The sequence below is a fragment of the Rhodocaloribacter litoris genome (genome assembly GCF_011682235.2).
GTDB lineage: Bacteria > Bacteroidota > Rhodothermia > Rhodothermales > ISCAR-4553 > Rhodocaloribacter > Rhodocaloribacter litoris.
The window spans coordinates 1,151,522-1,177,528 of record NZ_CP076718.1; the positions used below are offsets into that span (position 1 = coordinate 1,151,522).

The following is a 26,007-nucleotide window of genomic DNA, read 5'->3' on the forward strand; positions in this document are numbered from 1 at the left end:
GACCGGTGCGAACCATGTACCGACGGGCGATGCCGTACGGGCTCGGCCTGATGCTGATCGGCTGGCTCCTTTCAGCCGCCGTGAGCCCTGCCCAGACCCCCTCGTGGTCTGTCGAGCCGTCCCGGTTCCAGTCGTCGATGAGCCTGACGGGCGTCGTCGAGCAGGACGGCCGGCGGCTCGGCGCGGCGGGAGACCTCCTGGCGGCATTCGTCGGGGAGGAGGTACGCGGCGTGGCCGGACCGGTGACGGTCGGCAGCGACGTGCTGTTCTTCCTGGCGGTCTATGCCAACGCCGACGGAGAGGCGGTGACGTTCCGCTTCTATGAGGCCTCCACGGGGCTGATCCACGACATTGCGGAGACGCAGGTGTTCGAGACGAACGCCGTACGCGGGCTGGTGTCGGCCCCGCTGGTGTGGACGACCGGCGCGGCGGGCGGCCCGGCATGGCAGGTGGACCCGGCCCCCTTCGCCGCGTCGATGAACGTCACGGGGACGTTCGTGGTGGGGGAGCGCCGGCCCGGCAGCGGGGCGCTGGTGGCGGCGTTCGCCGGAGAGGAGGTGCGCGGCGTAACCGGCTCCGTCGACGTGGGCGGCACGCCGTTGTTCTTCCTGACGGTCTACGCCAACGGGCCGGGCGAAACCCTCACGTTCCGCATCTTCGACCCGTTCACGGGGCGGGTCCACGAGGCCGCCGAAACGCTGGCTTTCGAGGCGAACGGGGTCGTGGGCAGCGTCACCAGCCCGTTCGTCTGGCACGCGGACACGGCCACGCACGCGGCGCATGAGGACGCGCCGGCGGCCTTTCATCTGGAAGCCCCCTACCCCAACCCGTTCGGCACGGCGATACGCATCCCGTACGTGCTGGATGCCCCGTCGCCGGTCCGCCTGACCGTCTACGACCTGCTCGGCCGGGTCGTGGCCCGGCTCGTCGAAGGCATGCAAGCCGCCGGGCCGCACGAGGCCGTCCTGGCGGGCGCCGGCCTGCCCGATGGCCTCTACCTGGTCCGCCTCGAAGCCGGAGATCGGGTGACCACGCGAACCGTCACCCGGCTTGCCGGATCCCGGAAACCATGAAGCCACGAATCCTTCCGCTCCTGCTGCCGGCCGTCCTGCTCGCGCCGGGCCTCGCTCACGCCCAGCCCGACTGGAGCCCGGACGGCACCTACGGCCAGTCGATGACGGTCGTGGCCGTCGTGCATTTCGACGGTGTGCCGTCGGACGACCCCGCAGACCTGCTCGCCGGCTTCGCCGGCGGCGTCTCGCGCGGGGTGGCCTCCCCCCTGCTCGTCGGCGGGACCTACGTGTTCTTCCTGAACCTGGGCGGAGACATGACCGGCGAAGCCCTCACCTTCCGGGCCTACGACGCCTCGACGGGGACGGAGCGCCCGCTCTGTGAAGGCGTTACGTTCGTGCCGGACGCAATCCGGGGCACGCTGGACGACCCCTTCCGGTTGTACACGTCGGACGGCCCCTCGCCCTGCGCGTTGCACTGGCGCGTGGCGCCCGGCCTCACGAACCAGATGACGGTGCATGCGGCCGCCTTCGTCAACGGCCTGCGGCTCCAGGACCCGGCAGACCGGGTGGCGGCCTTCGTGGGCGGCGAGGTGCGCGGTGTGGGCGTGCCCTTCGACGCCGGCGGCGAGCAGGTCTATCGCATCGAACTCTACGGGGTGACGGAAGGCGAACCCGTGGGCTTCCGCGCCTATGACGCCGCGACAGGCGTGACGTACGTGATGGCGGAACAGGTTGCCTTTGCGACGGGGACGACCCAGGGCACGCCGGGCGCGCCGGTCACGCTGACGAACGCGGCGGCGCTGCCGGTCGAGCTGGCCTCGTTTGCGGCCGTGCCCGACGGCGCCGCCGTGGTGCTCCGCTGGACGACGGCCACGGAGACGAACAACGCCGGCTTCGAGGTCCAGCACTTCGAAGGCGCCTGGCGCCCGCTCGCCTTCGTCGAAGGGCAGGGCACCACGGCCGAAGGCCATGCCTACCGGCACCGCGTCGAGGGCCTGGCGCCGGGCCCGCACCGCTTCCGGCTCCGGCAGGTCGACTTCGACGGCCGGTTCGCCTACAGCCCGGAGGTGTCGGTGACGCTCGGCGTGCCGGGGGCGTACGTGCTCTCGGCGGCCTACCCGAACCCGGTGCGGGACCGGGCCGGCGTCACGCTCTCGGTAGCCGTGTCCCAGCACGTGTGCGTAGCCCTGTTCGACGTGCTCGGCCGCCGCCTCCGCGTGCTCGTCGATGGGCCGATGGACGCCGGCCGGCCGCACCGCCTCATGTTCGACGCCGCCGGCCTGCCCGCCGGGCCGTATCTGCTCCGGGCCGAGGGCGAGCGGTTCCACGCAACCCGGACGGTGATGCTACTGAAATAGGCTTGCACCTCTCATCACGCGCCGCAGGCCTTTCTGGCGCGGGGCCCGTGCTTCTGGTGGGGAAGCACGGGCCCGTCGTTTTACGAACGATGCAGTTCGTGCCGCGCCGGGCATGCCGGTCCGGTTCCGCCCGTGCCCGCATCAGACCGGACAAGCGGAAACGTCCCGGATCTGCCCGGCCGCATCACCTTCGGCACGGATCAACCGGAGCGGGCCTCAAAACAGAAGGCCCCGCCCCCGAAGGAGGCGAGGCCTTCCGCCCGTGACGGGATTCGTCAGAACGTGTATCGCAGGCCGAGCTGCATGAACCAGCGCGAGCTGTAAAGACCGGAGTCTTTCGTCTCCGTCTTGAACAGGGCATCCTCGGTCGGCGTCAGGTCCGGGTCGAAGTCCAGGCTGTAGACGGGGGTGAAGTTCCCCGAGCCCGGCTCGCCCTGGAAGCCTTCGAACTCCAGCAGGCTGAAGTTGCCGATGCCGTTGTAGCGCACGCCCCAGTCGCTGTTGAGCAGGTTGGTGAAGTTGAAGATGTCGAGCGTGATCTCCAGCTTCTGGCGGCGCCCGCCGAGGTTGCCGAAGAGCTCCTGGGCGATCTTCAGGTCCACCACGTGCTCGAAGGGCAGGCGGCTGCCGTTGCGCTCGGCGTAGGTGCCGCGGCGGCTGCGGAGGTAGTCGCTGCTCTCGATGAAGCGGTCGAGGGCGGCGGCGTCCTCGGCGCTGAGCCCGGCCAGTTCGCTGGCGCTGTTGGGCACGTACACGAGCGAGGAAGCGAAGCCGTCGCCGTCGCCGCGCAGGTTCTGGCTGTTGGCGATCGTGTAGGAGAAGGGCCGCCCGCTCTCACCCGTGTAGAAGAGCGAGAACGTGGTGCCCAGGTTGTTCATGAACTCGACCCGGTAGGAGACCGAGGCCAGGACGCGGTGCCCGATGGAGAAGTCGGAGCGCGTCAGGTCCAGGTCGTTGAGGCCGTTGACGTTCTCCATGCTGTTCCAGAGCGAGTTGATCTGCGACGAGGTGCCGTCGTTGACGGCCCAGGCATCGCCGTAGGTGTAGGCCACGTTCAGCGCCAGCTGGTCCGTGTCGTTGAGCAGCCGGCGGAACAGGCGCTGCACCTGGGCCGTGACGTCGTACGTGTACCCCTCGCTCGTGGTGCCGACGCGGTGGATGGCCGTGTAGCGCGGGTCGATTGCCACGTCATCGCCGGCATAGACCGGGCGGTTGTCCGGCCCGTCGAGACGGCGGATGGCGGCCGGGTTCAGGTTCACGTTCGTGACCAGGATGTTGCTGAGCGTTTTCGTGTACTGGCCTTCGAGCGTGGCCACCCAGCCGCCGGGCAGCTCGTAGTCCAGCCCCAGGCTGGTGCGCAGCACGCGCGGGTAGCGGAAGTCTTTCTCGAAGATCTCCAGGCGCCCGCTCGGGATCAGGTTCGTGGCGCCGAAGTCCTCGCCGTCGAGGGCGTTCTGCACGTCGGGCACGAAGGGGATCGGCTCGCCGTTGGGCAGCCTGCCGGTGAAGACACGCACCTCGCCCGTGTTCGTCCCGTTGTTGAGGAACATGCCGCCGGGCCAGACGAAGGGCACGCGGCCGGTGAAGATGCCGATACCGCCGCGCAGCTGGGCCTGCCGCTCACCGGGCAGGTCGTAGTTGAACCCGAGGCGGGGCGAGAGGTAGACGGCCGCCGGCGGCGTCTTGCCCGGCGCGGCGCCCTTGAGGTCGATGCCCGCCGCCTCCAGGGCCGGGATCGTCGTGTCGAAGACGTCCGGTGCGAAGCGTGGCTTCGTGGTGATCTTCGGGATGTCCGCCCGCAGGCCGGCCGTGACGCGGAGCCGGTCGTTCACCTGGAACTCGTCCTGCACGAAGAGGCCGAGCTGGAAGGCCTTGAAGGCCCCGATGGCCTTCGAGCCGTCGCCGGCCACGCCGTCCACGAGCGAGAAGCCGCGGCGGAACTCGGCCGGTGACGCCGGGTCGACGGCCGGGTTGTTGACCGCTTCGAGCGACTGCAGGAAGTCGTCCAGGCTCCGGTAGCGGTAGAAGCCGAAGTTGCGGGGGATGAACAGGTTGCCGATGTCGTAGAACTCGTTGTGCGTGCCGAAGGTGAGCGTGTGCCGCCCCCGGAACCAGTTGAACGTGTTCGTGACGGTGAAGATGTCCTGCTCGAGCAGGTTGGCCGTCGAGAACTGCTCCGAGCCGAGGAAGATGCGCCCGGCGCCGTCGTCGATCTGCACGAAGGGGAACGGATCCCCGGCGAAGCCGCGGTCGTCGCGGACGCGCGTGTAGCCCAGGATCAGCTTGTTGGCGAAGCGGCTCCCGAAGGTGCTGTTGAGCTCGACGGCCGTCGAGTGCGTCGTGTTCGGGAAGACCTCGGCGTTGTTGGAGAAGTTGATGGCCGAGGCGCCGCTCTGGAAGGCGTCCACGTTGTCGGAGTGCGAGTAGCTGTGCCGGGCGCTGAGCTTGTGGTGCTGGCTGATGTTCCAGTCGAGCTTGACCAGGAGCTTGTCGTCGTCCAGTTTCGAGGCCTTGTCGCCGAAGTCGCCCGGGTCGTAACCGACGGCGAGCAAAGCCTGCCGCAGCTCCCCGAGCCGGCCGGCCGAGTTACCTGCGTAGGTGACCTCGAAGGGCTGCGGCGTCTCCGAGCGCAGGATCTCGCCGTTGACGAAGAAGAACAGCTTGTTCCGGACGATGGGTCCGCCGACGCGGAAGCCGTAGCGGTTGTTCGAGAAGTCCGGCAGGCGTTCCCGCGGGCCGTCTCCGGCCAGGTTCACCGGGGTCTTGCCGGCCAGGCTTTCATTGCGGAGGAAGTAGTAGGCCGAGCCCTCGAACCGGTTCGTGCCGCTGCGGGTGATGGCGTTGATCGAGCCGCCGGTGAAGCCGCTCTGCGTCACGTCGTAGGGCGAGAGGTTGATGCGGAACTCCTCGATGGCGTCGATGGAGATGGGCGTGGCGCCCGTCTGCCCGCCGTTGGTGCCCTGGGCCGAGAGGCCGAAGACGTCGTTGTTGATGGCCCCGTCGATGTAGATGGCGTTGTAGCGGTTGTTCTGGCCGGCGATGGAGACGGCCGGGCCGTCGTCGTCGTCGTTCTCGACGTAGGCCTGCGGCGTCAGGCGCACGAAGTCGGCCAGGTCCCGCCCGACGGTCGGGGTCCGCTGGATCTGCTCCTCATCGACGGTGGCCCCGACCCCCGTGCGCTCGGCGTCGAAGAGGCCCCGGTTGGCCACGACCTGCACTTCTTCCAGCTCCACGGCACTCTCGGCGAGCCGGACGTCGAGCCGGAACGTCTCGCCGAGGGCAAGCAGGATGCCTTCGCGCACGAAATCGTCGAAGCCGACGAACGTGACGGTGACCCGGTAAGGCCCCCCCACCCGCAGGTTGCGCAGGTTGTACGTCCCGTCGGTGCCGGCGGCGGTGCCGTACTCGGTGCCCGAGGGCAGGTGCACGGCGATCACGTTGGCGCCGGGCAGGGGCTCGCCGGCGTCGTCCGTCACCACGCCGCGCATCGACGCGGTCGTCACGCCCTGACCGAGCGCCGTGCCGGGCACGAGCACCAACAGACCGGCAAGGAACAACCCTTTTATGGCTTGGAGTCGCATTGTCATGATCCTCGAGTTGGTGGATAGAACCGAAGCAGATCAGAGGGTAACTCAAGGGAGCAGGCGGAAAACAAACCGGGCAAACACGGCGCCCGGAAAGCCACCTGCGTCACCCCGCACTGCCGGGTACCAAATTTAATACGATTCACCTTCCCGTCCGTCGAAGAAACGGTGCATTACAGAAGCATAATCTGACGAAAAACGGGAAGAATCAACGAACTGTCCCGATCGTCGCACCCGCCTCGAGCACACGTACCGCAGGTGGTCGCCGGAAGGAAGCCGCCGGTGATGCACGGTTGCCGAAACCGCCGGCCCGCCGTGCCCTATCCACGGGCTTTCCATCCTGCCGCCTTCCCATCCGCATCGAAACGGCCTATATTCTCCCCGCGAGGATGCCCGTTCCACAACCCGTATGCGGCCGTGACCGACCTGTCTTCTTCTTTTTCCCTGACCACACTCCTTCTGGAGGTGGACGAGCAGGGCATTGCCCTGTGCACGTTCAACCGCCCCGAGGTGCGGAACGCGCTCAACGAGACGATGGTCGGCGAGGTGCGGCGGGTGCTCGACGCGCTGGCCGCCCGGGACGACGTGCGGGCGCTGATCTTCACCGGCGCGGGCGGCGAGGCCTTCGTCAGCGGCGCCGACATCGCCGAGCTGCGCGAGCGGGGGCGCACCGAGGCGCTGCGACGCATCAACAACAGCCTGTTCCGCGCGATCGAGCAGTTCCCCGCTCCCACCATCGCCGCCATCCGGGGGTGGGCGCTGGGCGGCGGCTGCGAGCTGGCAATGGCGTGCGACCTGCGCGTGGCCGGCGAGGGGGCCCGGCTCGGACAGCCCGAGGTGCGGCTGGGCATCATCCCCGGCGCGGGCGCCACGTACCGCCTGCCCCGCCTCGTCGGCCCGGGCAAGGCCCGCGAGCTCATCTTCACCGGCCGCCTTGTCGACGCTCCGGAAGCGCTTTCGATCGGGCTCGTCAACCGGGTGGTGCCGGACGACGAGGTGGTGGAGGCCGCCCGCACCCTGGCCGCCGAGATCGCCCGCAACAGCCCGCTGGCCGTCCGCTTCGCCAAGACGGCGCTCAACGCCGCGGCCGAGATGAGCACCGACGCCGCCCTGGCCCTGGAGACGACCCTCCAGGCCGTGCTCTTCGAAGACGAGGAAAAATACCGCCGCATGACGGCCTTCCTCGAACGAAAGAAGTCGAAAAAATGAGTTTTACGTGGTGTGTCCTGAGGGGACGGATTTTGGGCCACGAAGACACGAAGGCACAAAGGGGCTGCCCCTCAGAAGCGCAATCTTATATCTTGCCTATGGTGCAGCAGTTCGTGTCAATCGAGGTCTCCGAGGCCGTATTGCAGCAGGAACGCTGCACCCCGTTCTGTGACAGAACCCGAACCGTTGACTGAGCCGGTCCGGGCGCTGCCCCCCGAGCTCGCATGCCCTAAGGCTGGGTCCGTCACGCCTACCCTCTTCACCCTGCATGCTGATTCGTCATGGCCTACTTCGGTATCGACGTCTCGAAAGACGCCCTCGACGTCGCCGACACGGAAGGCTACCTGGCCCGCTTCGCCTACGATGAGGACGGGCTGCACGCTCTGTGTCGGCGCCTGGCTCCGGCCACGCTCATCGTGCTCGAAGCCACCGGAGGGCTCGAGCGCGACGTGGCGGCTCGTCTCGGCACGGCCGGCCTCCCGGTCGCCGTCGTGAACCCGCGCCAGGTGCGCGACTTCGCCCGCGCCACCGGGCGCCTGGCCAAGACCGATCGGATCGATGCCCAGGTGCTGGCGGCCTTTGCCCAGGCCATTCGTCCCGAGGTGCGGCCGCTCTCGCCGGCGCAGCAACAGACGCTGGCCGCCCTGGTGGCTCGCCGGCGCCAGCTCGCCGAGATGATCACCGCCGAGCAGCACCGCCTCCGCCGGGCCAACGCCGTGGTCGTGCCCGACATCACCGCGCACCTGGCCTTCTTGCGGCAGCGCCTCGACGAGACGGACGCGGCCCTGCGCACGGCCATCGAGCAGAGCCCGCTCTGGCGGGCGGGCGACGACCTGCTGCAGAGTCTGCCCGGTATCGGCCCGGTCGTCAGTGCCACGCTGCTGGCCGAGTTGCCGGAGTTGGGTCGCCTGAGCCCGCCGCAGATCGCGGCGCTCGTGGGCGTGGCCCCGCTGAACAACGACAGCGGGCGACGCCGTGGGCGACGCAGGATCTGGGGGGGACGCGCACCGGTACGGTGCGTCTTGTACATGGCCGCCCTGGTGGGCGTGCGTCACAATCCGGTCTTGCGTGCCCATTACGAGCGGCTTCTGGGCCGGGGTAAGACACCCAAGGTAGCCCTGGTGGCTTGTATGCATAAGATGCTTCGGTGGCTCAACGCCATGATGCGGGACGCCCAGCCGTGGAATCCTGCGCTGCACGCCCTCTCTCCTTGACTCTCAAGACCGTTGCTGCAATCTGCAATTTGCAATCTTCAATCCAGGATTGATATGTCTGACCGCCGACAGCCGGTAACCGCCCGCCCCGCTTCCTCGGACCTTTCCGCCTTCGACTGGCGGCGGGTGGCCTACCTGGTGCTGGCCTCGCGCCTGATCGACGAGATCGAGGAGACGCGCCTGGTGCCCGAGCGGAAGGTGCTCTACCAGTTCTCCGCGCGCGGGCACGACGTGCCGCAGGTGCTGCTGGGCAGCCTGCTGACGCACCCGAAGGACGGCGTCGGCGCGTACTACCGCTCCCGCCCGCTGCTGCTGACGCTGGGGCTGAGCCTGGAGGACGCCTTCGCCTCGCCGATGGGCAAGTCCGGCGGCTTCAGCGACGGGCGCGACATCGGGGTGGTGTGCAACCTGCCGGGGCGGGACGGCCCCACCGTGCTGCCCATGGCCGGCGACGTCGGCTCGCAGTTCACGCCGGCGGCCGGGTGGGCGCAGGCCCTCCGCTACCGCCGCGACGTGCTGGGCGAAGCCGCCTACGACGGCGCCCTGGCCGTGGCCCACAGCGGCGAGGGAGCCGTGGCCACGAACGGCTTCTGGTCCGCCCTCACGATGGCCACCACGCTGCGCCTCCCCCTCCTCTTCTATGTGGAGGACAACGGCTACGGCATCTCGGTCCCCTCGCACCTGCAGACGCCCGGCGGCAACATCGTTGAGAACCTCCGGTCGTTCAAGCACCTCCGCCTCTTCGACGGCGACGGCACCGACCCGGCCGGGGCGGCGTCGCTGCTCCAGGAGGCCGTCGGCGTGGTGCGTGCCGGCGAGGGGCCGGCCCTGCTGCGCCTGACCGTCCCGCGCCTCTCGGGCCACTCCGGGCAGGACAACCAGGCCTACAAGCCGCCCGAGCGCCTCGAAGCCGAGCGGGCCGCCGACCCGCTACCGAAGCTCCGCGCCTTCCTCGTGCCCGACCACCTCAGCCCCGACGCATGGGACGCCCTCGAAGCCGAGGTGCGCCGCGACGTGGAAGCGGCCCTGGAGGCCGCCCTCGCCCGGCCCGATCCGGACCCCGCCGCCGTCACCCGCTATGTCTTCGCCGAGACGAAGCCCGACGGCACGCTCGACGTGCAGCAGGCCGGCGGGCTCGCCCCCGAGGGGGTCGCCTTCCCCGAAGGCACCGACCGGCCCGACCCCGAGCCGTCGCGGACCAACATGATCACCGCCATCCGGCGCACGCTGGAGCACGAGCTGCGCGTCAACCCGCGCCTGCTCATCTTCGGCGAAGACGTGGGGCCCAAGGGCGGCGTGCACACCGCCACGATGGGCCTGCAGGAGGCCTTCGGCGAGGCCCGCGTGTTCGACACCAGCCTCTCAGAAGAAGGCATCGTCGGGCGCGCCGTGGGGATGGCGCTGGCCGGGCTGATGCCGGTAGCCGAGATCCAGTTCCGCAAGTACGCCGACCCGGCCACCGAGCAGCTCAACAACTGCGGCACCATCCGCTGGCGCACGGCCAACCGCTTCGCCGCGCCTATCGTGGTGCGGATGCCCGGCGGCTTCGCCAAGGTGGGCGACCCCTGGCACAGCGTCACCGACGAGGTGCGGTTCGTCCACGCCGTCGGCTGGCAGGTGGCTTTCCCCTCGAACGCCGAGGACGCCGTGGGGCTGCTCCGCGCCGCCATGCGGTCGCACAACCCCACCATCTTCTTCGAGCACCGGCTGCTGCTGGACCACCCCTCGGCCCGCCGCCCCTACCCCGGCGACGACTATGTCCTCCCCTTCGGGCGGGCGCGGCTCGTCCGGAGCGGCGCGGCCCTCACGGTGGTCACCTGGGGTGCGATGGTCGACCGCTGCGAGCGGGCCGCCAGGGCCGCCGGCGTCGACGCCGAGATCCTCGACCTGCGCACCCTGCGGCCGTGGGACCGCGACGCCGTGCTGGCCTCCGTGCGCAAGACCAAGCGGTGCCTCGTCGTCCACGAAGACGCCCTCACCGCCGGCTTCGGCGCCGAGATCGCCGCCACGCTCGTGCGCGAGGCGTTCTTCGACCTCGACGCCCCCATCGAGCGCCTGGCCGTGCCCGACATCCCCATCCCGTACAACCTCGGCCTCCTGGCCGCCACGGTCCCCGGCGTCGACCAGATCGCCGAGAAGATGCACGACCTGGTCACGTTCTGACGCCGCCCCCCGAAACGCCGCCGTACGCAAGCCCTATGATCGACATCGTCATGCCGCCGTCCGAGGAGGCCGTCGAGGCCGTGGTGCTCACCTGGTACAAACAGCCCGGGGAGACCGTGGAGGCGCACGAGCCCCTCCTGGAGCTGAGCACCGACAAGGTGACGATGGAGGTGCCCGCGCCGGCTTCGGGCGTCCTCCGTGAGATCCTCAAGCACGAGAACGACCCGGTGCGCCCGGGCGAGGTGCTCGGCCGCCTGGACCCCAACGGCGCCGGCGAGGCCCCGGCCGAAGCCGTCTCCGGCGCCCCGGCCGACGCCGCCCCCACACCGGCCGACGCCGGCACGCCCGACCGGCGGACGCGGCTGAGTCCCCTCGTCAAGCGGATGCTCCAGGAGCACGACCTCGACCCCGCGCAGATCCCGGGCACCGGCCGCGGCGGCCGCATCACCCACCGGGACGTGAAGGCGTACCTCGAGCGCCAGACCGCCGAGGCGGCTACCCCGCCTCCGGCTCCGGCGCCCGCCGGCCCCATCCCCAGCCGCCGCGTGCCGCATTCGCACATGCGCCGCCGCATCGCCGACCATATGGTCGAGAGCATGCTGCGCACCGCCCCGCACGTGACGGCCGTCTTCGAGGCCGACCTGTCGGCCATCGTCCACCACCGGAAACGCCACAAAGACGCCTTCGCCGCCCGGGGCGTCCGCCTCACCTACACCGCCTACTTCGTCCGCGCCGCCGTGGAGGCCCTGCAGGAGGTGCCCGAGGTCAACAGCCGCTGGCACGACGACGCCCTCGAGATCTTCGAGGACATGAACATCGGCGTCGCCACGGCGCTGGGGCGCGAGGGGCTGATCGTGCCGGTGATCCACCGCGCCCAGTTGCTCGGCCTCTTCGGCATCGCCGCACGCCTGCAGGAGCTGACCGAAAAGGCGCGCGCCGGCAAGCTGCTCCCCGACGACGTGCAGCGCGGCACCTTCACCCTCACCAACCACGGCGTCAGCGGCAGCCTCATCGCCACCCCCATCATCCACCAGCCCCAGTCCGCCATCCTGGGCATCGGCAAGATGGAGAAGCGCATCAAGGTGCGGGAGGAGCACGGGCGGGACGTGATCGACATCGCCCCCCGCGCCTACGTCACCCTCACCATCGACCACCGCGCCCTCGACGGCTACACCGCCAACCTGTTCCTCTCGAAATTCGTCGAGGTCCTCGAGCGCTGGCCGGAGGAGAAGGTATGATCCGTTGCACGTTGCACGTTAATCGTTGCACGTTGCACGTTAATCGTTGAACGTTATCAACCCGACCATCCGCATGTTACGAGACGAACGTTTTCTGATCCTGGGCGGCGCCGGCCTCGTCGGCTCGCAGATCGTGCGCGAGGTGAGCCGCCAGCTCCGCCCGAAGAAGATCGTCGTGGCGAGCCTGCATGAGGCGGAGGTCACCGAGTTTCTGGCCGACGTGAAGCAGGAGTTCCCCGACATCGAGTTCGTCGGTGCCTGGGGCAACATCTTCGTCCGCGACGACTTCCGCCTGGCCTCGCGCGGGCAGCTGCTCGACGACCCGGCCCACCGGGAAGCCCTCTACGAAGATCTCTTCGGCGACCTGGAGGCCACCTACGAGCGGTCGGTGCTCGTCCGCCTCATCCGCGAGCACCGGCCCGACGTCATCGTGGACTGCATCAACACGGCCACGGCCATCAGCTACCAGGACGTCGAGCGCATCAGCAAGAAGACCCACGACGCGCTGGGGCAGCTGCGCGCGGCGCCGGACGATCCCGAGACGCGCGCCCGCCTGGAGCACGACGTGAGCACGCTGCTCATCTCGCAGGCCACCTCCCAGCTCATCCGGCACATCCGCCTGCTGCACCAGGCCATGCGTGAGGTCCGGACACGCCTCTACCTGAAGGTGGGCACCACCGGCACGGGCGGCATGGGGCTCAACATCCCGTACACGCACAGCGAGGACAAACCCAGCGTGCAGCTGATGACCAAGACGGCCATGGCCTTCGCCCACACGGGCCTGCTCTTTCTCATGGCCCGCACGCCGGACGGGCCGCTCGTCAAGGAGATCAAGCCGGCGGCCATGATCGGTTACCGGCGCGTGGCCCATCAGGTGGTCCGGCGGCACGGCCGGCCCCAGCTCGTCTACGACAGCCGCATCGAACCCCTGGAGGCCACGCTCGTCCTGCGCGACGACGAACGCCGCTACCGCCGCCGGGGCGAGCTCGTGATGGCCGGCGTGGACACGGGCGAGAACGGCTTCTTTGCCCGGGGCGAGTTCGAAACCATCACCCACATCGACCAGATGGAATTCCTCACCCCCGAGGAGATCGCCGAGCAGGTGGTGCTCGAGATCAAGGGCAGCAACACCGGGCACGACATCATCGCCGGGGTGGACAGCAACGTGATGATGCCCAGCTATCGCGCCGGGGTGCTGCGCCACACGGCCATCCGGCGCTTGCTGGCCCTGGAGGCGGAATCGAAGGGACACAGCGTGGCCCTGGGCCAGCTCGGCCCGCCTGAGCTCTCCAAGTTGCTCTACGAAGCGCACCTGCTCAAGCTCAACTACGGCACGCTCGAGGCCGTCCGCCGGACTCCCGCCGACGAGATCGCCACGAAGCTCTTCGCCTTCCTGGAGGCCAACGACGCCCTCCGTACGCAGATCGTGTCCATCGGCGTGCCCATCCTGGCTCCCGACGGCCGGCGGCTCATCCGGGGGCCGTTCATCAACATCCCCGAGAGCATCTACGACGAGGTCCCCCTTCGCCCCGAAGACGTGGACCGCTGGGCCCGCAAGGGGTGGGTGGACCTGCGGCCGGCCAGCATCCGGGGATGGCAGGAACGATTCGGCCGGATGCAGGAAGCCGGGCACATGCTCCACACGCGCGGCACCGCCTCCATCACCCGCACCACCTACCTCTACGAGACGATCGAGATCGGCGCCGTCGTCGCCTGGATCTTCGCCAATGAGGAGGGCGGGTACCGGATCAAGTAGGGTGTTTGCTTGAAAGGGGCACCGGAGGGTACCGCGCGTGTCGCGCCGGGATGTCGCTTCGTCACCCGGGCCGGGAGCAACCCCGCCCGTCCGGGTGTATGGCGCGGCAACCGTCCGAAGCTCAGGGAGCCGTACAGGTCACCGTGGAAACCGCCATCCCCGACGCGTAATTCAGCGTCGAATCCTGGGCATGTCCGCAGGCCCAGGCTCTCCACGTAATGGACTGAGTGCGGGTACAACCGGCCGGGCAGGTGATCCCGCTGATGAAGCTGGTCGCCTCGCGTTCGGCCTGTTGCACCAGGGGGCTGCTGGCGGATCGATAACCGTCGCACGTAGGGGGCACCGACCAACGGTGCGCAAACGCGCTGAACATGTCGGTAGGAGGGCATTGCAGTGCGGCCGAATCGTTGGCGGGAAAAGAACCGAAGGCATTCCCGTTGAGGATCTGGATCCGCAGTGAATCCGGAAACGACTTTCCGATCTCGAGCAATTCGGCGGAGGGTTCCGCTACGAAGGTATCGCTGTAGGATTCCGCCGCGATCACGCGTTCGGAGTCATCGCCGCAGCCCGGACTTACCAGCAGAACCAGCATAACCCCGACCCCCCAGAGGAACGGTGTTGGTAGAGGGGTGCAGACTTGGTGTGTGTTCATCATGACCTCCTTCTGGCTTATGGAGCCGCCAAACACTTCCGAGCCTGCTACCCTTCAGGTACGCATTGCTTCGAATTGACCGCCATGCAGGGGTATGAATATAGTTCCAAACTTGAAAATTTGCATGGGCCCTGGTCGTTTTGTGAAGCGCAACCCTTGGCTGACGTCCGTGTTGTTGAGGGTATGTCGGCTCGGGCCGCGCAGGTGCGGGCTTTAGCCCGGGCCCCCTGGCAGTGGGGCCGGTTGCACCCGTAAAGAGCCGTCCCTGAGCGGTGCCGGGGGATACGGCTACGTGCGTGACACCGGTTCGGCCTGCGTCTGTGCAAGTTTTTGAGACAGCCATCCCGAATCCCAACGGAGGTCGCCCTCAACCAAGGCGTGGAATCGGTATTACTTGTTCACCAGACAGGCCACCTTCTCACTACATCCATTCCCCTCTCCCGCACGTCCGCCGTTCTCAACGTTCCTCGCCACGTTGAGCCCGGAGGGCGCGGGCCACCCGGACGGCCCGGACGGCCTCGGCACGATGCCCGGCCTGGTGCAAGAGCATCGCATATTCTTCCCAGCGGGCGGGATCGTCGGGGTACTGGGTGACGGCCAGGTGAGCCAGGGACACCCGTCGCCGGAGCGCCTCCAGCGTATCGACGCGCGCCAGGTGCCGCGTCGCCTCCTCCGTCCGTCCCAGGGTCAGGAGGGCCCGCCCCAGCTGGTAGACGGCCTCCCGGTTCCACGGCTGTTGTTGTGCGGCGGTCTGCAACAGCGGCAAGGCCTCCTCCGCCCGGCCGGCCCGCAGGAGCGTCCCCGCCAGCAGCAGGGCATATTCCGGGTTGCCGGGCGCCTGCCTCCACACCCGGCGAGCCTGTGCCAGCGCGGCGTCGAGATTGCCGGCCTCACGTTCCAGCTCGGCCAGCCAGGCCCGGGCGGCGACGTGCGTCGTGTCGAGGTCCAGTGCAGCCCGATAGGCCGTGCGGGCGCTGTCGGCAACGCCGAGCAGCGCGTAGGAACGCCCGGCCTGGGCCAGCACGACGGCCAGTGCGGCCCGGTCTTTCGGGCCGGCCTCCCCACGCTGCAGCACGTCGCGCAGGAGCCGCTCCTCCGCACGATACCACCGCAGCGCCTCCCGGTACCGCTGCCGGAGGAAGGCATTCTGTCCCAGGTTGTAGCGCGCGCTGCGGTACGCCGCGTCACGCTCGAGCGCCTCCCTGAACGCCGCATCCGCCTCGTCGTAGCGCAGCAACTCCCGCAGGATCAGCCCTTTCAGGAAGGCGATCTCGGGACGCTCCGGCGCGTGGTGCGCGGCACTGTCGGCCAGCCCGAGCGCCGCCACGTAGGCTCCCTGCTCATAGGCCTGCTGTGCCCGTCCCAGCAAGGCGGCGGCCTGCGGCGGCACCGGTTCTCGCCCCGCCTCGCCCGCCGGCCCGCCACAGCCCACCAGCAGCAGCACGGTCCACAGAAGCGCCACGCCGCCCGGAACGATGCGGCGCGCACCGGCAGACCGGCAACCTGCGCAGGGATTATATCGATTCAAGCCGGTCACGTCCGCTCAGGCCAGGTGCTTCGCATGCGTCGATGAAGGGATCAGCGGCGGGCCGGGCGGGGTACCTGCTCGTAGCGCCCCGTTCCCTCGACCACCCGGATCTCCTGATTGGCGGCCGGCCCGGCCAGGACATCGACGACCCCGCTCGGCCAGTAGATCCACAACGAATCGACGGCGGGAGCCGATCCCAGCCCGAACGTAACCGTCGTCTCGACCTGGGAGAGATAGCCGGCCCCGGAGCGAACGTAATGCTCCAGCCTCCGGTTCTCCACACGGGCTACGACACGCGCGCCGAGGCCGTCCCGGTTGCTCTCCCGGCCTTCCAGCCGCAGGCGCAGCCACGACTTCGGCGCCCCCTCCCGGCCGGTACCGGCCGCGTTACGCCAGAGGTGCACGGGCCCGCCGTTCTCGGTGACGAGCAGGTCGAGGTCGCCGTCCCGGTCGTAGTCGGCGTAGGCGGCGCCCCGTCCCACGAGTGCCAGGCTCCAGACGTCGTCGTCGTCGCGGGGTCGAACGGCCTCGAAGGTGCCGTTGCCCCGGTTGAGAAAGAGCCGGGCAGGCTGCCGGAAGGTGGTGCCGTCCTGCACCCGCTCGATCTCCGGGTTGATATGCCCGTTGACGGTGAAGAGGTCCAGGTGCCCGTCCAGGTCGGCGTCGAAGAGGAAGAGGGCGAAGGTGAGCAGATTCAGGCTCGACGTACCGATGCGGGCGGTTCGGGCCCGGTCCACGAAGAAGCCGTCCCCCTCGTGCCGGTAGGCCCCGATCATTTCCCCGGCAAAGTTGGCCACGAAGACGGTGACCTGGCCGGTGGTGTCGATGACGCCGGCGTCGAGCCCCATGCCGGCGCGGGCGCGGCCGTGTTCGTCGTAGGCAAAGCCGCTGATCACTCCCCGCTCGATGAACGTGCCGTCGCCGCGGTTTTCATAGAGCAGGTCGCGTTCGGTGTCGTTGGCCACCGCCAGGTCGGGCCAGCCGTCATGGTTGTAGTCCAGGCTCACGGCGGCGAGGGTTTTACCGGGTGCGCCGGCCAGGCCGGCCTCGGCGGTGCGTTCGGTAAAGGTGCCATCGCCGTTGTTGCGGTAGAAACGCCCGGGCAGGCCGGTGTAGAGTTCGGGGGTACAGTAACCGCGCAGGCCGGCCTTGAGCGTGCACACGATGTCCGTTTCGGGCGACCAGGCCACATAGTTGCCCACGTACAGGTCGAGGTGGCCGTCCCGGTCGGCGTCGAGGAAGACGGCGGCGGTGCTCCATTCCGGGGGGCCGGCGACGCCCGCCGCCCGTCCGACCTCGGTGAAACGCCCGTCGCCGTCGTTGCGGAAAAGCAGGTTTTCGTGGAGGGTCGTCAGGAAAAAGTCGGCGTCGCCGTCGTTGTCGTAGTCGGCGACGGTGATGCCGAAGCCGTAGGCGAAGGTCGAGGCCAGCCCGGCCCCGGCGGTGCGGTCCGAGAAGGTGCCATCGCCCTCGTTCCGGTAGAGCCGGAGGGCCGGAACGGGCTCGCCGTGCCCCGGCCAGGTGCCCCCGGCAACCAGCAGGACGTCCATCCACCCGTCGCCGTCGTAGTCCAGGAATCCGCCGCCGGCGCCCATGATCTCGGGAAACCACAGGGCACCGAAGGCCCCGGTCGTATGCCGGAAACCTCCCAGCCCGGCCGCTTCGGTCACTTCGTGGAAAACCACGGGAGCGCCTGCCTCCGGGACCTTGCCACAGCCGGCCGCAAGCGCCCCCATCCACGCGGCCACGAGGCCCGGCATCCACCTCCCCCATTCACGGAGACCGTTCATAACCGGCGGCGACTACGCGAACAGTTTGACGAAGGCACGGGCGGCCCGTTCGGGATCCTCGGCCCGGCAGATGGCCCCGCTGACGGCCAGCACGTCGGCGCCGGCCTCGATCACGTGCGGCGCGTTCTCCAGGGTGATCCCGCCGATGGCCACCAGCGGAATCGACACCCGCTCGCGCACGGCCCGGAGCAGTTCCAGCCCCCGCGGCGGATAATCCTTCCTCTTGGTAGTCGTGGGGAAAATATGCCCGACGGCCACGTAATCGGCGCCCTGTTCGGCCACGGCGACGGCTTCCTCGACGGTGGAGGCCGTCCCGCCGATGAGGTGCCGGGCACCCACGAGCCGGCGGGTCACCGGAATGGGCAGGTCCTCCTGGCCCAGGTGCACCCCGTCGGCCCCGCCGAGCAGCGCCAGGTCCGGGCGGTCATTCACGATGAAGAGCGCAGGCGACGGCCCGGTCAGGGCGGCGATCTCCCGGATCTGTTCGAGCATGTGCCGGGCCGGTGCCGCTTTCTCCCGATACTGGATCATGTGCACGCCGGCGGACAGGGCCCGTTCGGCCAGCTCCCGGTGCGTGTAGCGCTGCTGCGTGTGCGTGTCGGTGATCAGATAAACCCCGCGCAATGGGTTCTTCATGCGTATCGCCGTGCCTCGTTTCGAAAAACTCCGTGCCTTTTCCCCGTATCGCCGGCTCCCTCACAGCGTTCCCAGCACCGCCCGCCACGCCCGGACCTGATCCTCGACGGACGCCGCTCCGAGCACGGACGAGATGCCGGCGATGCCTGCGGCCCCGGCGTCCAGGCAGGCCCGTGCCCGTGCCGGCGTGACGCCACCGACGGCCAGGACGGGAATGTCCACCGCGGCCACGACCGCCCGGAGCCGGTCCAGCCCCTGGGGCGCGCCGTATTTCCGCTTCGAGGGGGTGGCATAGACCGGCCCGAACAGCAGGAAGGTGGCGCCGTCCTCCCGGGCCCGCCGCGCCGCCTCGACGGAATGCACGCTCACGCACACCCGGAGTGCGGGCGCCAGGGCACACACATCGGACGGCCGGAGGCCCGCTTCCGGGCAATGCACCCCGTCGGCGCCGGCGGCCAGCGCCACATCGAGGCGATCGTTGACGAAAAACAGGGCGCCGTGCGCCGCCGTCACCGCCCGGAGGTCCTTCGCCAGCGCGTAGAGCGCACGCCCCGGCAGGTCTTTCTCCCGGAGCTGCACTGCCCGGATCCCGCTCCGGCAGGCCCGGTCCACCACCTCGACGAGCGGCCGCCCCCGTGTGCGCTTGCGGTCGGTGATCAGATAATACGAAAAACCCGGCCCCTGCATCACACGCTGCCGGCCAGTTCGATGCGGCCCTCCATGGGGGTGGACGCCCGGGCATACAGCCGGCGGGGGATCCGCCCCGCCTCGTAGGCCAGGCGCCCGGCCTCGACCGCCTTCCGCATCGCCTCCGCCATGAGCACCGGATGCTTCGCCTGCGAGATGGCCGTGTTCATCAGCACGGCGTCCATGCCCAGCTCCATCGCCACGGCGGCGTCCGAGGCCGTCCCGACGCCGGCATCCACGATGACCGGCACCGACACCTGCTCGCGGATGATCTGCAGGTTGTACGGGTTGCGGATGCCCATGCCCGACCCGATCGGCGCTCCCAGCGGCATCACGGCGGCACACCCCATGTCGGCCAGCTTGCGCGCCGTGATGGGATCATCGTTCGTGTACGGCAGCACGACGAAGCCGTCCAGCAGCAGCTGCTCGGCTGCCTTGAGCAGTTCGGGCACGTCCGGGAAGAGGGTCTCGTCGTCGCCGATGACCTCGAGCTTGATCCAGTTCGTCCCCAGCGCCTCGCGGGCCAGGTGGGCCGTCAGCACGGCTTCTTTCGCCGTAAAACACCCGGCTGTATTGGGCAACAGGGTGTACCCGTCTTCTTCCAGAAGCGAGAGAAGATCTTCCCCGTCGTCGCGGTCCAGGTTGGCGCGCCGGATGGCCACGGTCACCAGCTCCGCTCCGCTGGCCCGCAGGGCCCGGCGCATCGTCTCCGGATCCGGGAAACGCGCCGTCCCCACGATCAGACGGGACGAGAAGGTTCTATCGGCGATCTTGAGCATGAGCGATGGAAGGGTTGAAGGATTCGGAAAGTACGAGCCGCACGTTGCGGGCGAGACGGGCCGGGTTCCTGCGCGTCTCCGGGGAATCGAGGCTCCCGGAAGGGTTCATCCGCCCTGGGTGGCGCGAATGATCTCGACGCGATCCCCTTCCGACAGCGCAACGTCGTCCCAGCGATCGCGGGGCACGACGGCGTCGTTGACGGCCACGGCCATGCCCCGGCCGTCCGTCGCATAGTCGAGTGCCCGGAGCAGCGTCGCGATGGACGTCGCGTCCGTCTCCAGCGGCCTGCCATTGACGATCAACTTCATGGGGTGGGGTGGGTCTGAAACCGTTCCGGGCGAAAGGGGCGGGTGCTCTCCGGGATGGTTCCGAAGACGATCTCCGCCGCCAGGTTTTCTACCGTCACGGGGGTGAGCAGGATTCCGTTCCGGTAGTGACCGGTGGCGTAGTAGAGCCCTTCGAGACCGGCCTGCCCGATGATCGGGGCATGGTCGCGGCTGGCGGGTCGCAGGCCGGCCAGCACTTCGCGCACGGGCAGGTCGTAGATGCACGGGACCACCTCCCAGGCATCCTCCAGCAACTCTTTGACGGCGCCGGCCGTCGGCTCGGTGTCGAACCCCTTCTCCTCGGTAGTGGCCCCCAGGCGGATCGTCCCCTCCTCCTTGGGCACCAGGTAGACGCGAGGCGAGCGGATCATCCGGGTGAGCCGGCAGGCGGGATCCACGCCGAGGGTGAGGATCTGCCCTTTCACCGGGCGCACCGGGGGGCGCAGCGCCTCCGGAAGGCCCGGCACCTGGCCGGACCAGCAGCCGGCCGCCACCACCACGGCGTCGAGCGGATGCGTTTCCGCAGCCGTCTGCACGCCCCGCACGCGGTCGCCCTCGACCAGGACGCGCTGCACGGCGGTGCCCTCCAGGAGCCGCCCGCCCCGGCGGAGAAAGGCCTCCCGCAACGCGGCGACGAGGAGGCGGTTGTCGATCTGGGCGTCATCCGGGAGCCAGATGGCCGAGACGACGCGGGGGGCAAGCAGCGGCTCCCGCTCGCGGGCCTCCGTGCCGGTGATCATCTCCACCGGCAGGCCCAGTTCGCGCCGGAAGTCGTAGAGGCGCCGGAGATGCTCGGTATCGTCCCGGTCGACGCCGACCATGAGGGTGCCGCAACGATCCAGCCGGGGCACGCGGCCGGCGTCTTCGGCCAGGCGGTCCAGGAAGGCCGGGAACAGGTTCAGGCTCTGCTCGCCCAGCCGCATCAGCGGCAGTTCCTCGAACCCCACCTCGGCATACGGGGCCAGCATCCCGGCCCCGACATAGCTGGTCCGGGCCCCGGCACGGTCCCGCTCGAACACGACGACCTCAAGGCCTTCCCGGCGCAGTCGCCACCCGAGGGCCAGCCCGATGATCCCGCCGCCGACGATGCCGATCCTCATGACGCCGGCACGGAAGTCATCGCCTCCTGCAACGGCCAGGCCTCACGCCGGTAGGCGCTGTCCCAGAACATCCATTCCAGCAACGTGGAGTGGACGAAGGCTTCTTCCATCTCCTTCCGCTGCGCTTCCGAGGCGGCCCCGGCCACCTCGTCGGCGATCTCGATGGCCCGCTCCACGCTCCGGTTGAACGCCTCGCCGGCATACGTGTCGATCCAGGCCCGGTAGGGGTTATCCGGCGCGGCCCGGCGGTAGACGGCCATCCCCACCTCGCGGTAGATCCAGAAGCACGGGAGCACGGCCCCGATCAGGCCGGCATAACTCCCGAGGAGCGCCTTCGAAAGCAGAAAGTGGGTATAGGTGAAGCAGGCCGGCGCCTTCACCACGTCCAGCTGCGTGTCGTACTTCGCATAGAAATCCTCGTGCAACTGCCGCTCCACGGCGATGGCGCCCACGGCGAACTCGAGGAACGACTGCATGTGCGCGTTGTCGGCGGCCCGGGCCCCGGCCAGCGCCAGCGCCCGCGTGAAGTCGGACAGGTAGAGGGTGTCCTGCTTCAGGTAGAAAAGAAACGTGTCCCGCGGGAGCGTGCCGTCGGTCAGCTCGCGGATGAACGGGTGCGCCAGGGTGGCCTCGTAGATCGGCTCGATGCGTTTCCAGAGACGGTCGGTGAAGGTCATGACACCAGGGGGTTCGTCAGGTGAAGGATTCAGGTCCAGAACGAAAAAAAGTGGTGCAGGGGTCCGTGGCCCTGCCCGATCCGATAGGCCCGGCCGGCCTTCAGCGCCCCGGTGACGTACGCTTTGGCGTTCCGCACCGCCTCGGGCAGGGTCTGTTCCCGGGCCAGCCCGGCGGCGATGGCCGAGGAGAGGGTACAGCCCGTGCCGTGCGTGTTCGGCGTGTCGACGCGCTCGGACTCGAACCAGAAGACGTCGCGCCCGGTGGGATCGGGGGCGGCCAGCACCAGGCAGTCGGCGCTGCCGGCCTCGGCGAGGTGGCCGCCCTTGAGCAGCACGGCGCGCGGGCCGAGCCCGAGCAGTTCGCGGGCGGCGGCCTCCATGTCCGCCCGGCCGTTGATGGACCGGCCCAGCAGCACTTCGGCCTCCGGCAGGTTGGGCGTGACGACCAGGCTCAGCGGGAGGAGGTGGGTCTTCAGCGTCTCGACGGCCTCCTCTTCGATGAGGCGGGCCCCGCTCTTGGCCACCATCACGGGATCGAGGACCACCCGGTCGAGGCCGTGGGCCTGAAGCCGGTCGGCCACCGCGCGCATGATCTCCGCGTTGAACAGCATCCCGATCTTGACCGCATCGACGCCCAGGTCCTCGACGACCGCGTCGATCTGCGCGGTCACGAAGCCCGGCGGTGCCGCGTGAATGGCCCGCACCTCGTGGGTGTTCTGGGCCGTCAACGCCACGATGACGGACATCCCGTAGCAGCCCAGCGCCCCGAACGTCTTCAGGTCGGCCTGGATACCGGCCCCGCCCCCACTGTCGGACGTGGCAATCGTCAGGGCACGGGTGTAGCGTCTCGGTGAAGCGGAGGACATGGCGGATCGGTTTCGTGGAAAAGGGACTACATCTTCTTCCCGACCCCGGTAAAGGTTCCGCACCGGACCCCTGTGGCGCCGTGAAACGGGAGGATCTTCACCCCGCAATCCCCCGATTTTCCAAAAAATAATCCCCGGCCAGAGCCATGAACCTACGCTGTCACAGCCCCCTTCGTAGGTTGGGTTCGGTTTCCTTGATCCAATCTACGGAGGGTTCTATGTCAGACGTCAAGCCGGTACCCGAGGGCATGCACACGATCACGCCGCACCTGGTCTGCAAAGAGGCGGGCGAGGCCATTGCCTTCTATGAAAAGGCGTTCGGCGCCGTGCAGGGATATCGCATGGACAGCCCGGACGGCAGCAAGGTCCTGCACGCAGAGCTTCGCATCGGCGACTCGGTGGTGTTCCTGGCGGACGAGTTCCCCGAATGGGGCAGCCTCAGTCCCGCCTCCATCGGCGGCTCGCCCGTGGTGCTCTCGCTCTACGTCGAAGACGCCGATGCCGTCTTTGCCGCGGCTGTCGAAGCCGGTGCCCGGGTGGTGATGCCACTCGAAGATGCCTTCTGGGGTGATCGTTATGGCAAGGTCGTCGATCCGTTCGGTCACACCTGGGCAATCGCCACGCACATCCGGGACGTGTCGCCGGAGGAGATGCAGCAGGCCGTGCAGCAGTGGGCTGCCGCCCAGGCCTGACGCCCCGGACGTCACGAACGCATGGAGGGGTGGCGGTGCGCAAGCCTCATGCACACCGCCACTCCGCTATGCGTTCCTCCTCACACACCGCCCCCTTCCCCCGAAACGTCAGATGCCTTTGAAATGCTCGAAGGGTTGCCGGCAGGCGTTGCAGAAGTGCAGGGACTTGCAGGGCGTGGCGCCGAATGCACTCGTGAGGCGGGTGTCCTCGGAGCCGCAGAAAGGACATGGCACGGGCTTCGGGACGGCGACGGTCGTCAGCGGGATCATCCCGGGGTTTGCCTCCCCGGCCCGTTCGGGAGGCGGGGCGATGCCGTATGCGCGCAACTTCCGCCGGGCCGCCTCCGTCATCCAGTCCGTCGTCCAGGCCTCCCGGAAGACGGTGTGGACCTCCACCTTCGGAAAGCCCCGTTCGTGCAGGGTCCGGACGATCTCGTCTGCGATGGCCTTCATGGCCGGGCAGCCGGAATAGGTCGGGGTGATGTCCACATGCAGCGTGTTGCCCTCGACCCGCACGTCACGCACGATGCCCATCTCCACCACGTCGAGTACGGGAACCTCCGGGTCCTTCACCTCGGAGAGGTGCGCGAGGATTTCGTCTTTCGTCACGTCCACTTCAGGCATGGCTACGGGTTCGTCTGGTGCCGTGCGTGCTGCATGGCAGACGGAACGTGCCCCGCTCCGCTACCACGTCGCATCCGGGTAGGCCCGGGGCAGGAACTGCATCTCGGCCAGCAGGTGGCCCAGGTGCTCGGTGTGGAAGCCGGTACGGCCGCCGGAAGCCATATAGGGCGGCTCGGGGGGGAGCTGCAGCGTGGCCGCTTCCAGGACCGTGGTCACCATGTCTTTCCAGCGGGATCGTGCGGCGGGAACGTCCGGAGCGATCCCGGCCTCGACGAGGGCGTGGAGCACGTCGTCCGCTTCGAAAAGCTCACCGGTGTACATCCACAGGTCGTTGAGGGCCTGCTGCGTGCGGCGGTGGCTCTCGTCGGTGCCGTCGCCCAGGCGAAGCATCCATTCGCTGCTGTGGCGCAGGTGGTAGCTTACCTCCTTGTAGGCCTTGGCGGCGATACCGGCCAGCGGTTCGAAGGTGCTCTCGCGCAGCCCTTCGTAGAGCAGGTGGGCGTAGGCGGAGAAGAGAAACTGCCGGGCGATGGTGAAGGCAAAGTCCCCGCGCGGTAGCTCGACCAGCTGGACGTTACGGAACTCGATGGCATCGCGGAAGAAGGCCAGGTCGTCGGCGCTCTGTCCGGCCCCTTCGACCTCTCCGGCCAGGCCCAGCAGGGCATTGGCGTGGCCCAGGCAATCCAGGGCGATGTTGGCCAGGGCGATGTCCTCTTCGAGGTAGGGTCCGTGCCCGCACCACTCGGAGAGGCGGTGCCCCAGGATGAGGGCGTCGTCGCCGAGGCGCAGCAGGTATTCGAAGAGCGCCGTCTTCGTGGCAGTATCGAGGGCATCGAGCGTCACGGTCGTCGGGTCAGATGTTCCGCGTTCCATGCGGGACCTTGTAGAACGAGGGATGGCGATAGGGTTTGTCGTCGGCCGGATCGAAGAAGGGGCCGGTGTCCTCGGGCCGGCTGGCGTGGATGGCCGCCGCCGGGACGACCCAGATGCTGACGACGTTGCCGCGCCGGGCATAGACGTCCCGGGCATTCTGCAGGGCCATCTCGGCATCCGCGGCGTGGACGTTGCCGGCGTGTTCGTGCGGGGCACCGGCCCGCGGCTGCACGAACACCTCCCACGGAACCATGCGATCGTTCGTCTCGGTCATCAGGCAACCTCTACGCCGTTGGAGGGACGGGTTTTACGTTGTTGCTTGGCGGCATAGGCCCGGGCGGCTTCGCGCACCCAGGTCCCCTCCTCGTGGGCAGCCCGGCGGGCCCGCAGGCGTTCCCGGTTGCAGGGACCGTGGCCGCGCACGACACGCCAGAACTCGTCCCAGTCGATCTCCCCCGTGATCCAGTTGCCCGTCTCCTCGTCATACCGGAGATCCGGATCCGGCAACGTCAGCCCCAGCGCGTGCACCTGCGGCACGGTGATGTTGACGAAGTGCTGGCGCAGCTCGTCGTTCGTCTTCTGCTTGACCTTCCAGCGGAGCAGTTCGTCGCTGTTGGCCGACTCGGTGTCGTGCGGGCCGAACATCATCAGGGTGGGCCACCACCACCGGTTGACGGCATCCTGGAGCATCTGCCGCTGTGCGGGGGTGCCCTTCGCCAGCGTCACACAGATTTCGTAGCCCTGCTTTTTGTGAAAGTTCTCCTCCTTGCAGATGCGGATCATGGCCCGGGCGTATGGCCCGTAGGAGGCCTTCGCCAGCATGGTCTGGTTGACGATGGCGGCCCCGTCGACGAACCAGCCGATGACGCCGATGTCGGCCCAGGTCAGGGTTGGATAGTTGAAGATGTTCGAATACTTGGCCTTGCCGTCGAGCAGCTCCTGGATGAGGTCGTTACGATCGACGCCGAGCGTTTCGGTGGCGCTGTAGATGTAGAGACCGTGGCCGGCCTCGTCCTGCACCTTGGCCAGCAGCGCCATCTTGCGCCGCAGGTTGGGCGCCCGGGTGATCCAGTTGCCCTCGGGCAGCATCCCGACGATCTCCGAGTGGGCGTGCTGCGACATCATGCGCACGAGCTGCCGGCGGTAGCGCTCGGGCATCCAGTCGCGGGGCTCGATTTTCTCGCCTGCCGCCACACGGGCCTCGAATGCCTTCAGCAGGGTGGTTTCATCCATGACGGTTT

23 protein-coding genes are annotated in these 26,007 nt (G+C 68.7%); 8 read left to right on the forward strand and 15 right to left on the reverse strand.

Annotated features, from left to right (window positions below; translation table 11 throughout):
- The first annotated feature begins 14 nt into the window (after positions 1–14).
- The gene (locus GQ464_RS04790) at positions 15–1,073 is read left to right on the forward strand and encodes a T9SS type A sorting domain-containing protein (RefSeq protein WP_228350600.1); all 1,059 of its coding nucleotides are present in this window, start codon (positions 15–17) and stop codon (positions 1,071–1,073) included.
- Positions 1,070–2,371, forward strand: coding sequence for a fibronectin type III domain-containing protein (locus tag GQ464_RS04795; protein WP_166975978.1), 1,302 nt, complete (start codon positions 1,070–1,072; stop codon positions 2,369–2,371). The genes GQ464_RS04790 and GQ464_RS04795 overlap by 4 nt, the downstream gene beginning before the upstream one ends.
- Before the next feature lie 275 nt (positions 2,372–2,646).
- Here GQ464_RS04795 and GQ464_RS04800 read toward each other — a convergent pair whose 3' ends face one another.
- Positions 2,647–5,952, reverse strand: a complete 3,306-nt coding sequence (locus GQ464_RS04800) for a TonB-dependent receptor (RefSeq protein ID WP_228350601.1) — start codon at positions 5,950–5,952, stop codon at positions 2,647–2,649.
- Positions 5,953–6,372: 420 nt separating this feature from the next.
- Here GQ464_RS04800 and GQ464_RS04805 point away from each other — a divergent pair, with 420 nt between their 5' ends.
- The 5 genes from GQ464_RS04805 to GQ464_RS04830 all read left to right on the forward strand — a co-directional run bounded on the left by GQ464_RS04805 (position 6,373) and on the right by GQ464_RS04830 (position 13,535).
- Complete coding sequence (locus tag GQ464_RS04805) at positions 6,373–7,164, forward strand: enoyl-CoA hydratase/isomerase family protein (RefSeq protein WP_228350602.1); 792 nt, start codon at positions 6,373–6,375, stop codon at positions 7,162–7,164.
- Positions 7,165–7,445: 281 nt separating this feature from the next.
- Positions 7,446–8,378 carry an IS110 family RNA-guided transposase gene (locus tag GQ464_RS04810; protein WP_228350603.1) on the forward strand — a complete coding sequence of 311 codons (933 nt, stop codon included), beginning with the start codon at positions 7,446–7,448 and terminating at the stop codon, positions 8,376–8,378.
- Between the two features lie 54 nt (positions 8,379–8,432).
- Positions 8,433–10,541 carry an alpha-ketoacid dehydrogenase subunit alpha/beta gene (locus GQ464_RS04815; protein ID WP_166981910.1) on the forward strand — a complete coding sequence of 703 codons (2,109 nt, stop codon included), beginning with the start codon at positions 8,433–8,435 and terminating at the stop codon, positions 10,539–10,541.
- 35 nt (positions 10,542–10,576) lie between these two features.
- On the forward strand, positions 10,577–11,779 hold the full coding sequence (locus GQ464_RS04825; protein WP_262899685.1) for a dihydrolipoamide acetyltransferase family protein: 1,203 nt from the start codon (positions 10,577–10,579) through the stop codon (positions 11,777–11,779).
- A 73-nt stretch (positions 11,780–11,852) separates the two neighbouring features.
- The gene (locus tag GQ464_RS04830; RefSeq protein WP_166979526.1) at positions 11,853–13,535 is read left to right on the forward strand and encodes a Rossmann-fold NAD(P)-binding domain-containing protein; all 1,683 of its coding nucleotides are present in this window, start codon (positions 11,853–11,855) and stop codon (positions 13,533–13,535) included.
- A gap of 121 nt (positions 13,536–13,656) precedes the next feature.
- Here the strand turns inward: GQ464_RS04830 and GQ464_RS04835 are convergent, their stop codons facing one another.
- From GQ464_RS04835 to thiD, 10 genes are all read right to left on the reverse strand, one after another.
- Entirely contained in the window at positions 13,657–14,127 is a 471-nt protein-coding gene (locus GQ464_RS04835) for a hypothetical protein (protein ID WP_166979524.1), read from the reverse strand.
- A 517-nt stretch (positions 14,128–14,644) separates the two neighbouring features.
- Positions 14,645–15,649 carry a tetratricopeptide repeat protein gene (locus GQ464_RS04840; RefSeq protein WP_166979522.1) on the reverse strand — a complete coding sequence of 335 codons (1,005 nt, stop codon included), beginning with the start codon at positions 15,647–15,649 and terminating at the stop codon, positions 14,645–14,647.
- Between the two features lie 116 nt (positions 15,650–15,765).
- Positions 15,766–17,505: a CRTAC1 family protein gene (locus GQ464_RS04845; protein WP_228350604.1), complete on the reverse strand. Its 1,740-nt coding sequence runs from the start codon at positions 17,503–17,505 to the stop codon at positions 15,766–15,768.
- Positions 17,506–17,517: 12 nt separating this feature from the next.
- On the reverse strand, positions 17,518–18,141 hold the full coding sequence (thiE, locus tag GQ464_RS04850) for a thiamine phosphate synthase (RefSeq protein ID WP_166979518.1): 624 nt from the start codon (positions 18,139–18,141) through the stop codon (positions 17,518–17,520).
- Positions 18,142–18,201: 60 nt separating this feature from the next.
- Complete coding sequence (gene thiE, locus GQ464_RS04855) at positions 18,202–18,828, reverse strand: thiamine phosphate synthase (RefSeq protein WP_228350605.1); 627 nt, start codon at positions 18,826–18,828, stop codon at positions 18,202–18,204.
- On the reverse strand, positions 18,828–19,607 hold the full coding sequence (thiG, locus tag GQ464_RS04860) for a thiazole synthase (RefSeq protein WP_166979514.1): 780 nt from the start codon (positions 19,605–19,607) through the stop codon (positions 18,828–18,830). Before thiG ends, thiE (GQ464_RS04855) begins: the two co-directional genes overlap by 1 nt.
- A 105-nt stretch (positions 19,608–19,712) precedes the next feature.
- Positions 19,713–19,916: a sulfur carrier protein ThiS gene (thiS, locus tag GQ464_RS04865; protein WP_166979512.1), complete on the reverse strand. Its 204-nt coding sequence runs from the start codon at positions 19,914–19,916 to the stop codon at positions 19,713–19,715.
- Positions 19,913–21,034, reverse strand: a complete 1,122-nt coding sequence (thiO, locus tag GQ464_RS04870) for a glycine oxidase ThiO (RefSeq protein ID WP_166979510.1) — start codon at positions 21,032–21,034, stop codon at positions 19,913–19,915. Before thiO ends, thiS begins: the two co-directional genes overlap by 4 nt.
- Positions 21,031–21,711, reverse strand: coding sequence for a thiaminase II (gene tenA, locus GQ464_RS04875; RefSeq protein WP_166979508.1), 681 nt, complete (start codon positions 21,709–21,711; stop codon positions 21,031–21,033). The genes thiO and tenA overlap by 4 nt, the downstream gene beginning before the upstream one ends.
- Before the next feature lie 29 nt (positions 21,712–21,740).
- Positions 21,741–22,577, reverse strand: coding sequence for a bifunctional hydroxymethylpyrimidine kinase/phosphomethylpyrimidine kinase (gene thiD, locus GQ464_RS04880; RefSeq protein WP_166979506.1), 837 nt, complete (start codon positions 22,575–22,577; stop codon positions 21,741–21,743).
- 218 nt (positions 22,578–22,795) lie between these two features.
- On the opposite strand from thiD, the gene GQ464_RS04885 reads away from it, so the two are divergent.
- Positions 22,796–23,269, forward strand: a complete 474-nt coding sequence (locus tag GQ464_RS04885) for a VOC family protein (protein ID WP_166979504.1) — start codon at positions 22,796–22,798, stop codon at positions 23,267–23,269.
- A 108-nt stretch (positions 23,270–23,377) separates the two neighbouring features.
- Here the strand turns inward: GQ464_RS04885 and paaD are convergent, their stop codons facing one another.
- From paaD to paaA, 4 genes are read right to left on the reverse strand one after another with little or no spacing between them, the layout of a single operon-like run.
- Positions 23,378–23,893 carry a 1,2-phenylacetyl-CoA epoxidase subunit PaaD gene (gene paaD, locus GQ464_RS04890; protein ID WP_166979502.1) on the reverse strand — a complete coding sequence of 172 codons (516 nt, stop codon included), beginning with the start codon at positions 23,891–23,893 and terminating at the stop codon, positions 23,378–23,380.
- Between the two features lie 60 nt (positions 23,894–23,953).
- Positions 23,954–24,736 (reverse strand): 1,2-phenylacetyl-CoA epoxidase subunit PaaC, encoded by a 783-nt coding sequence (gene paaC / locus GQ464_RS04895; RefSeq protein ID WP_166979538.1) that lies wholly within the window; start codon positions 24,734–24,736, stop codon positions 23,954–23,956.
- Positions 24,737–24,746: 10 nt separating this feature from the next.
- Positions 24,747–25,040 (reverse strand): 1,2-phenylacetyl-CoA epoxidase subunit PaaB, encoded by a 294-nt coding sequence (gene paaB / locus GQ464_RS04900; RefSeq protein WP_166979500.1) that lies wholly within the window; start codon positions 25,038–25,040, stop codon positions 24,747–24,749.
- Positions 25,040–25,999 (reverse strand): 1,2-phenylacetyl-CoA epoxidase subunit PaaA, encoded by a 960-nt coding sequence (paaA, locus tag GQ464_RS04905; RefSeq protein ID WP_166979498.1) that lies wholly within the window; start codon positions 25,997–25,999, stop codon positions 25,040–25,042. The genes paaB and paaA overlap by 1 nt, the downstream gene beginning before the upstream one ends.
- Positions 26,000–26,007: the final 8 nt, after the last annotated feature.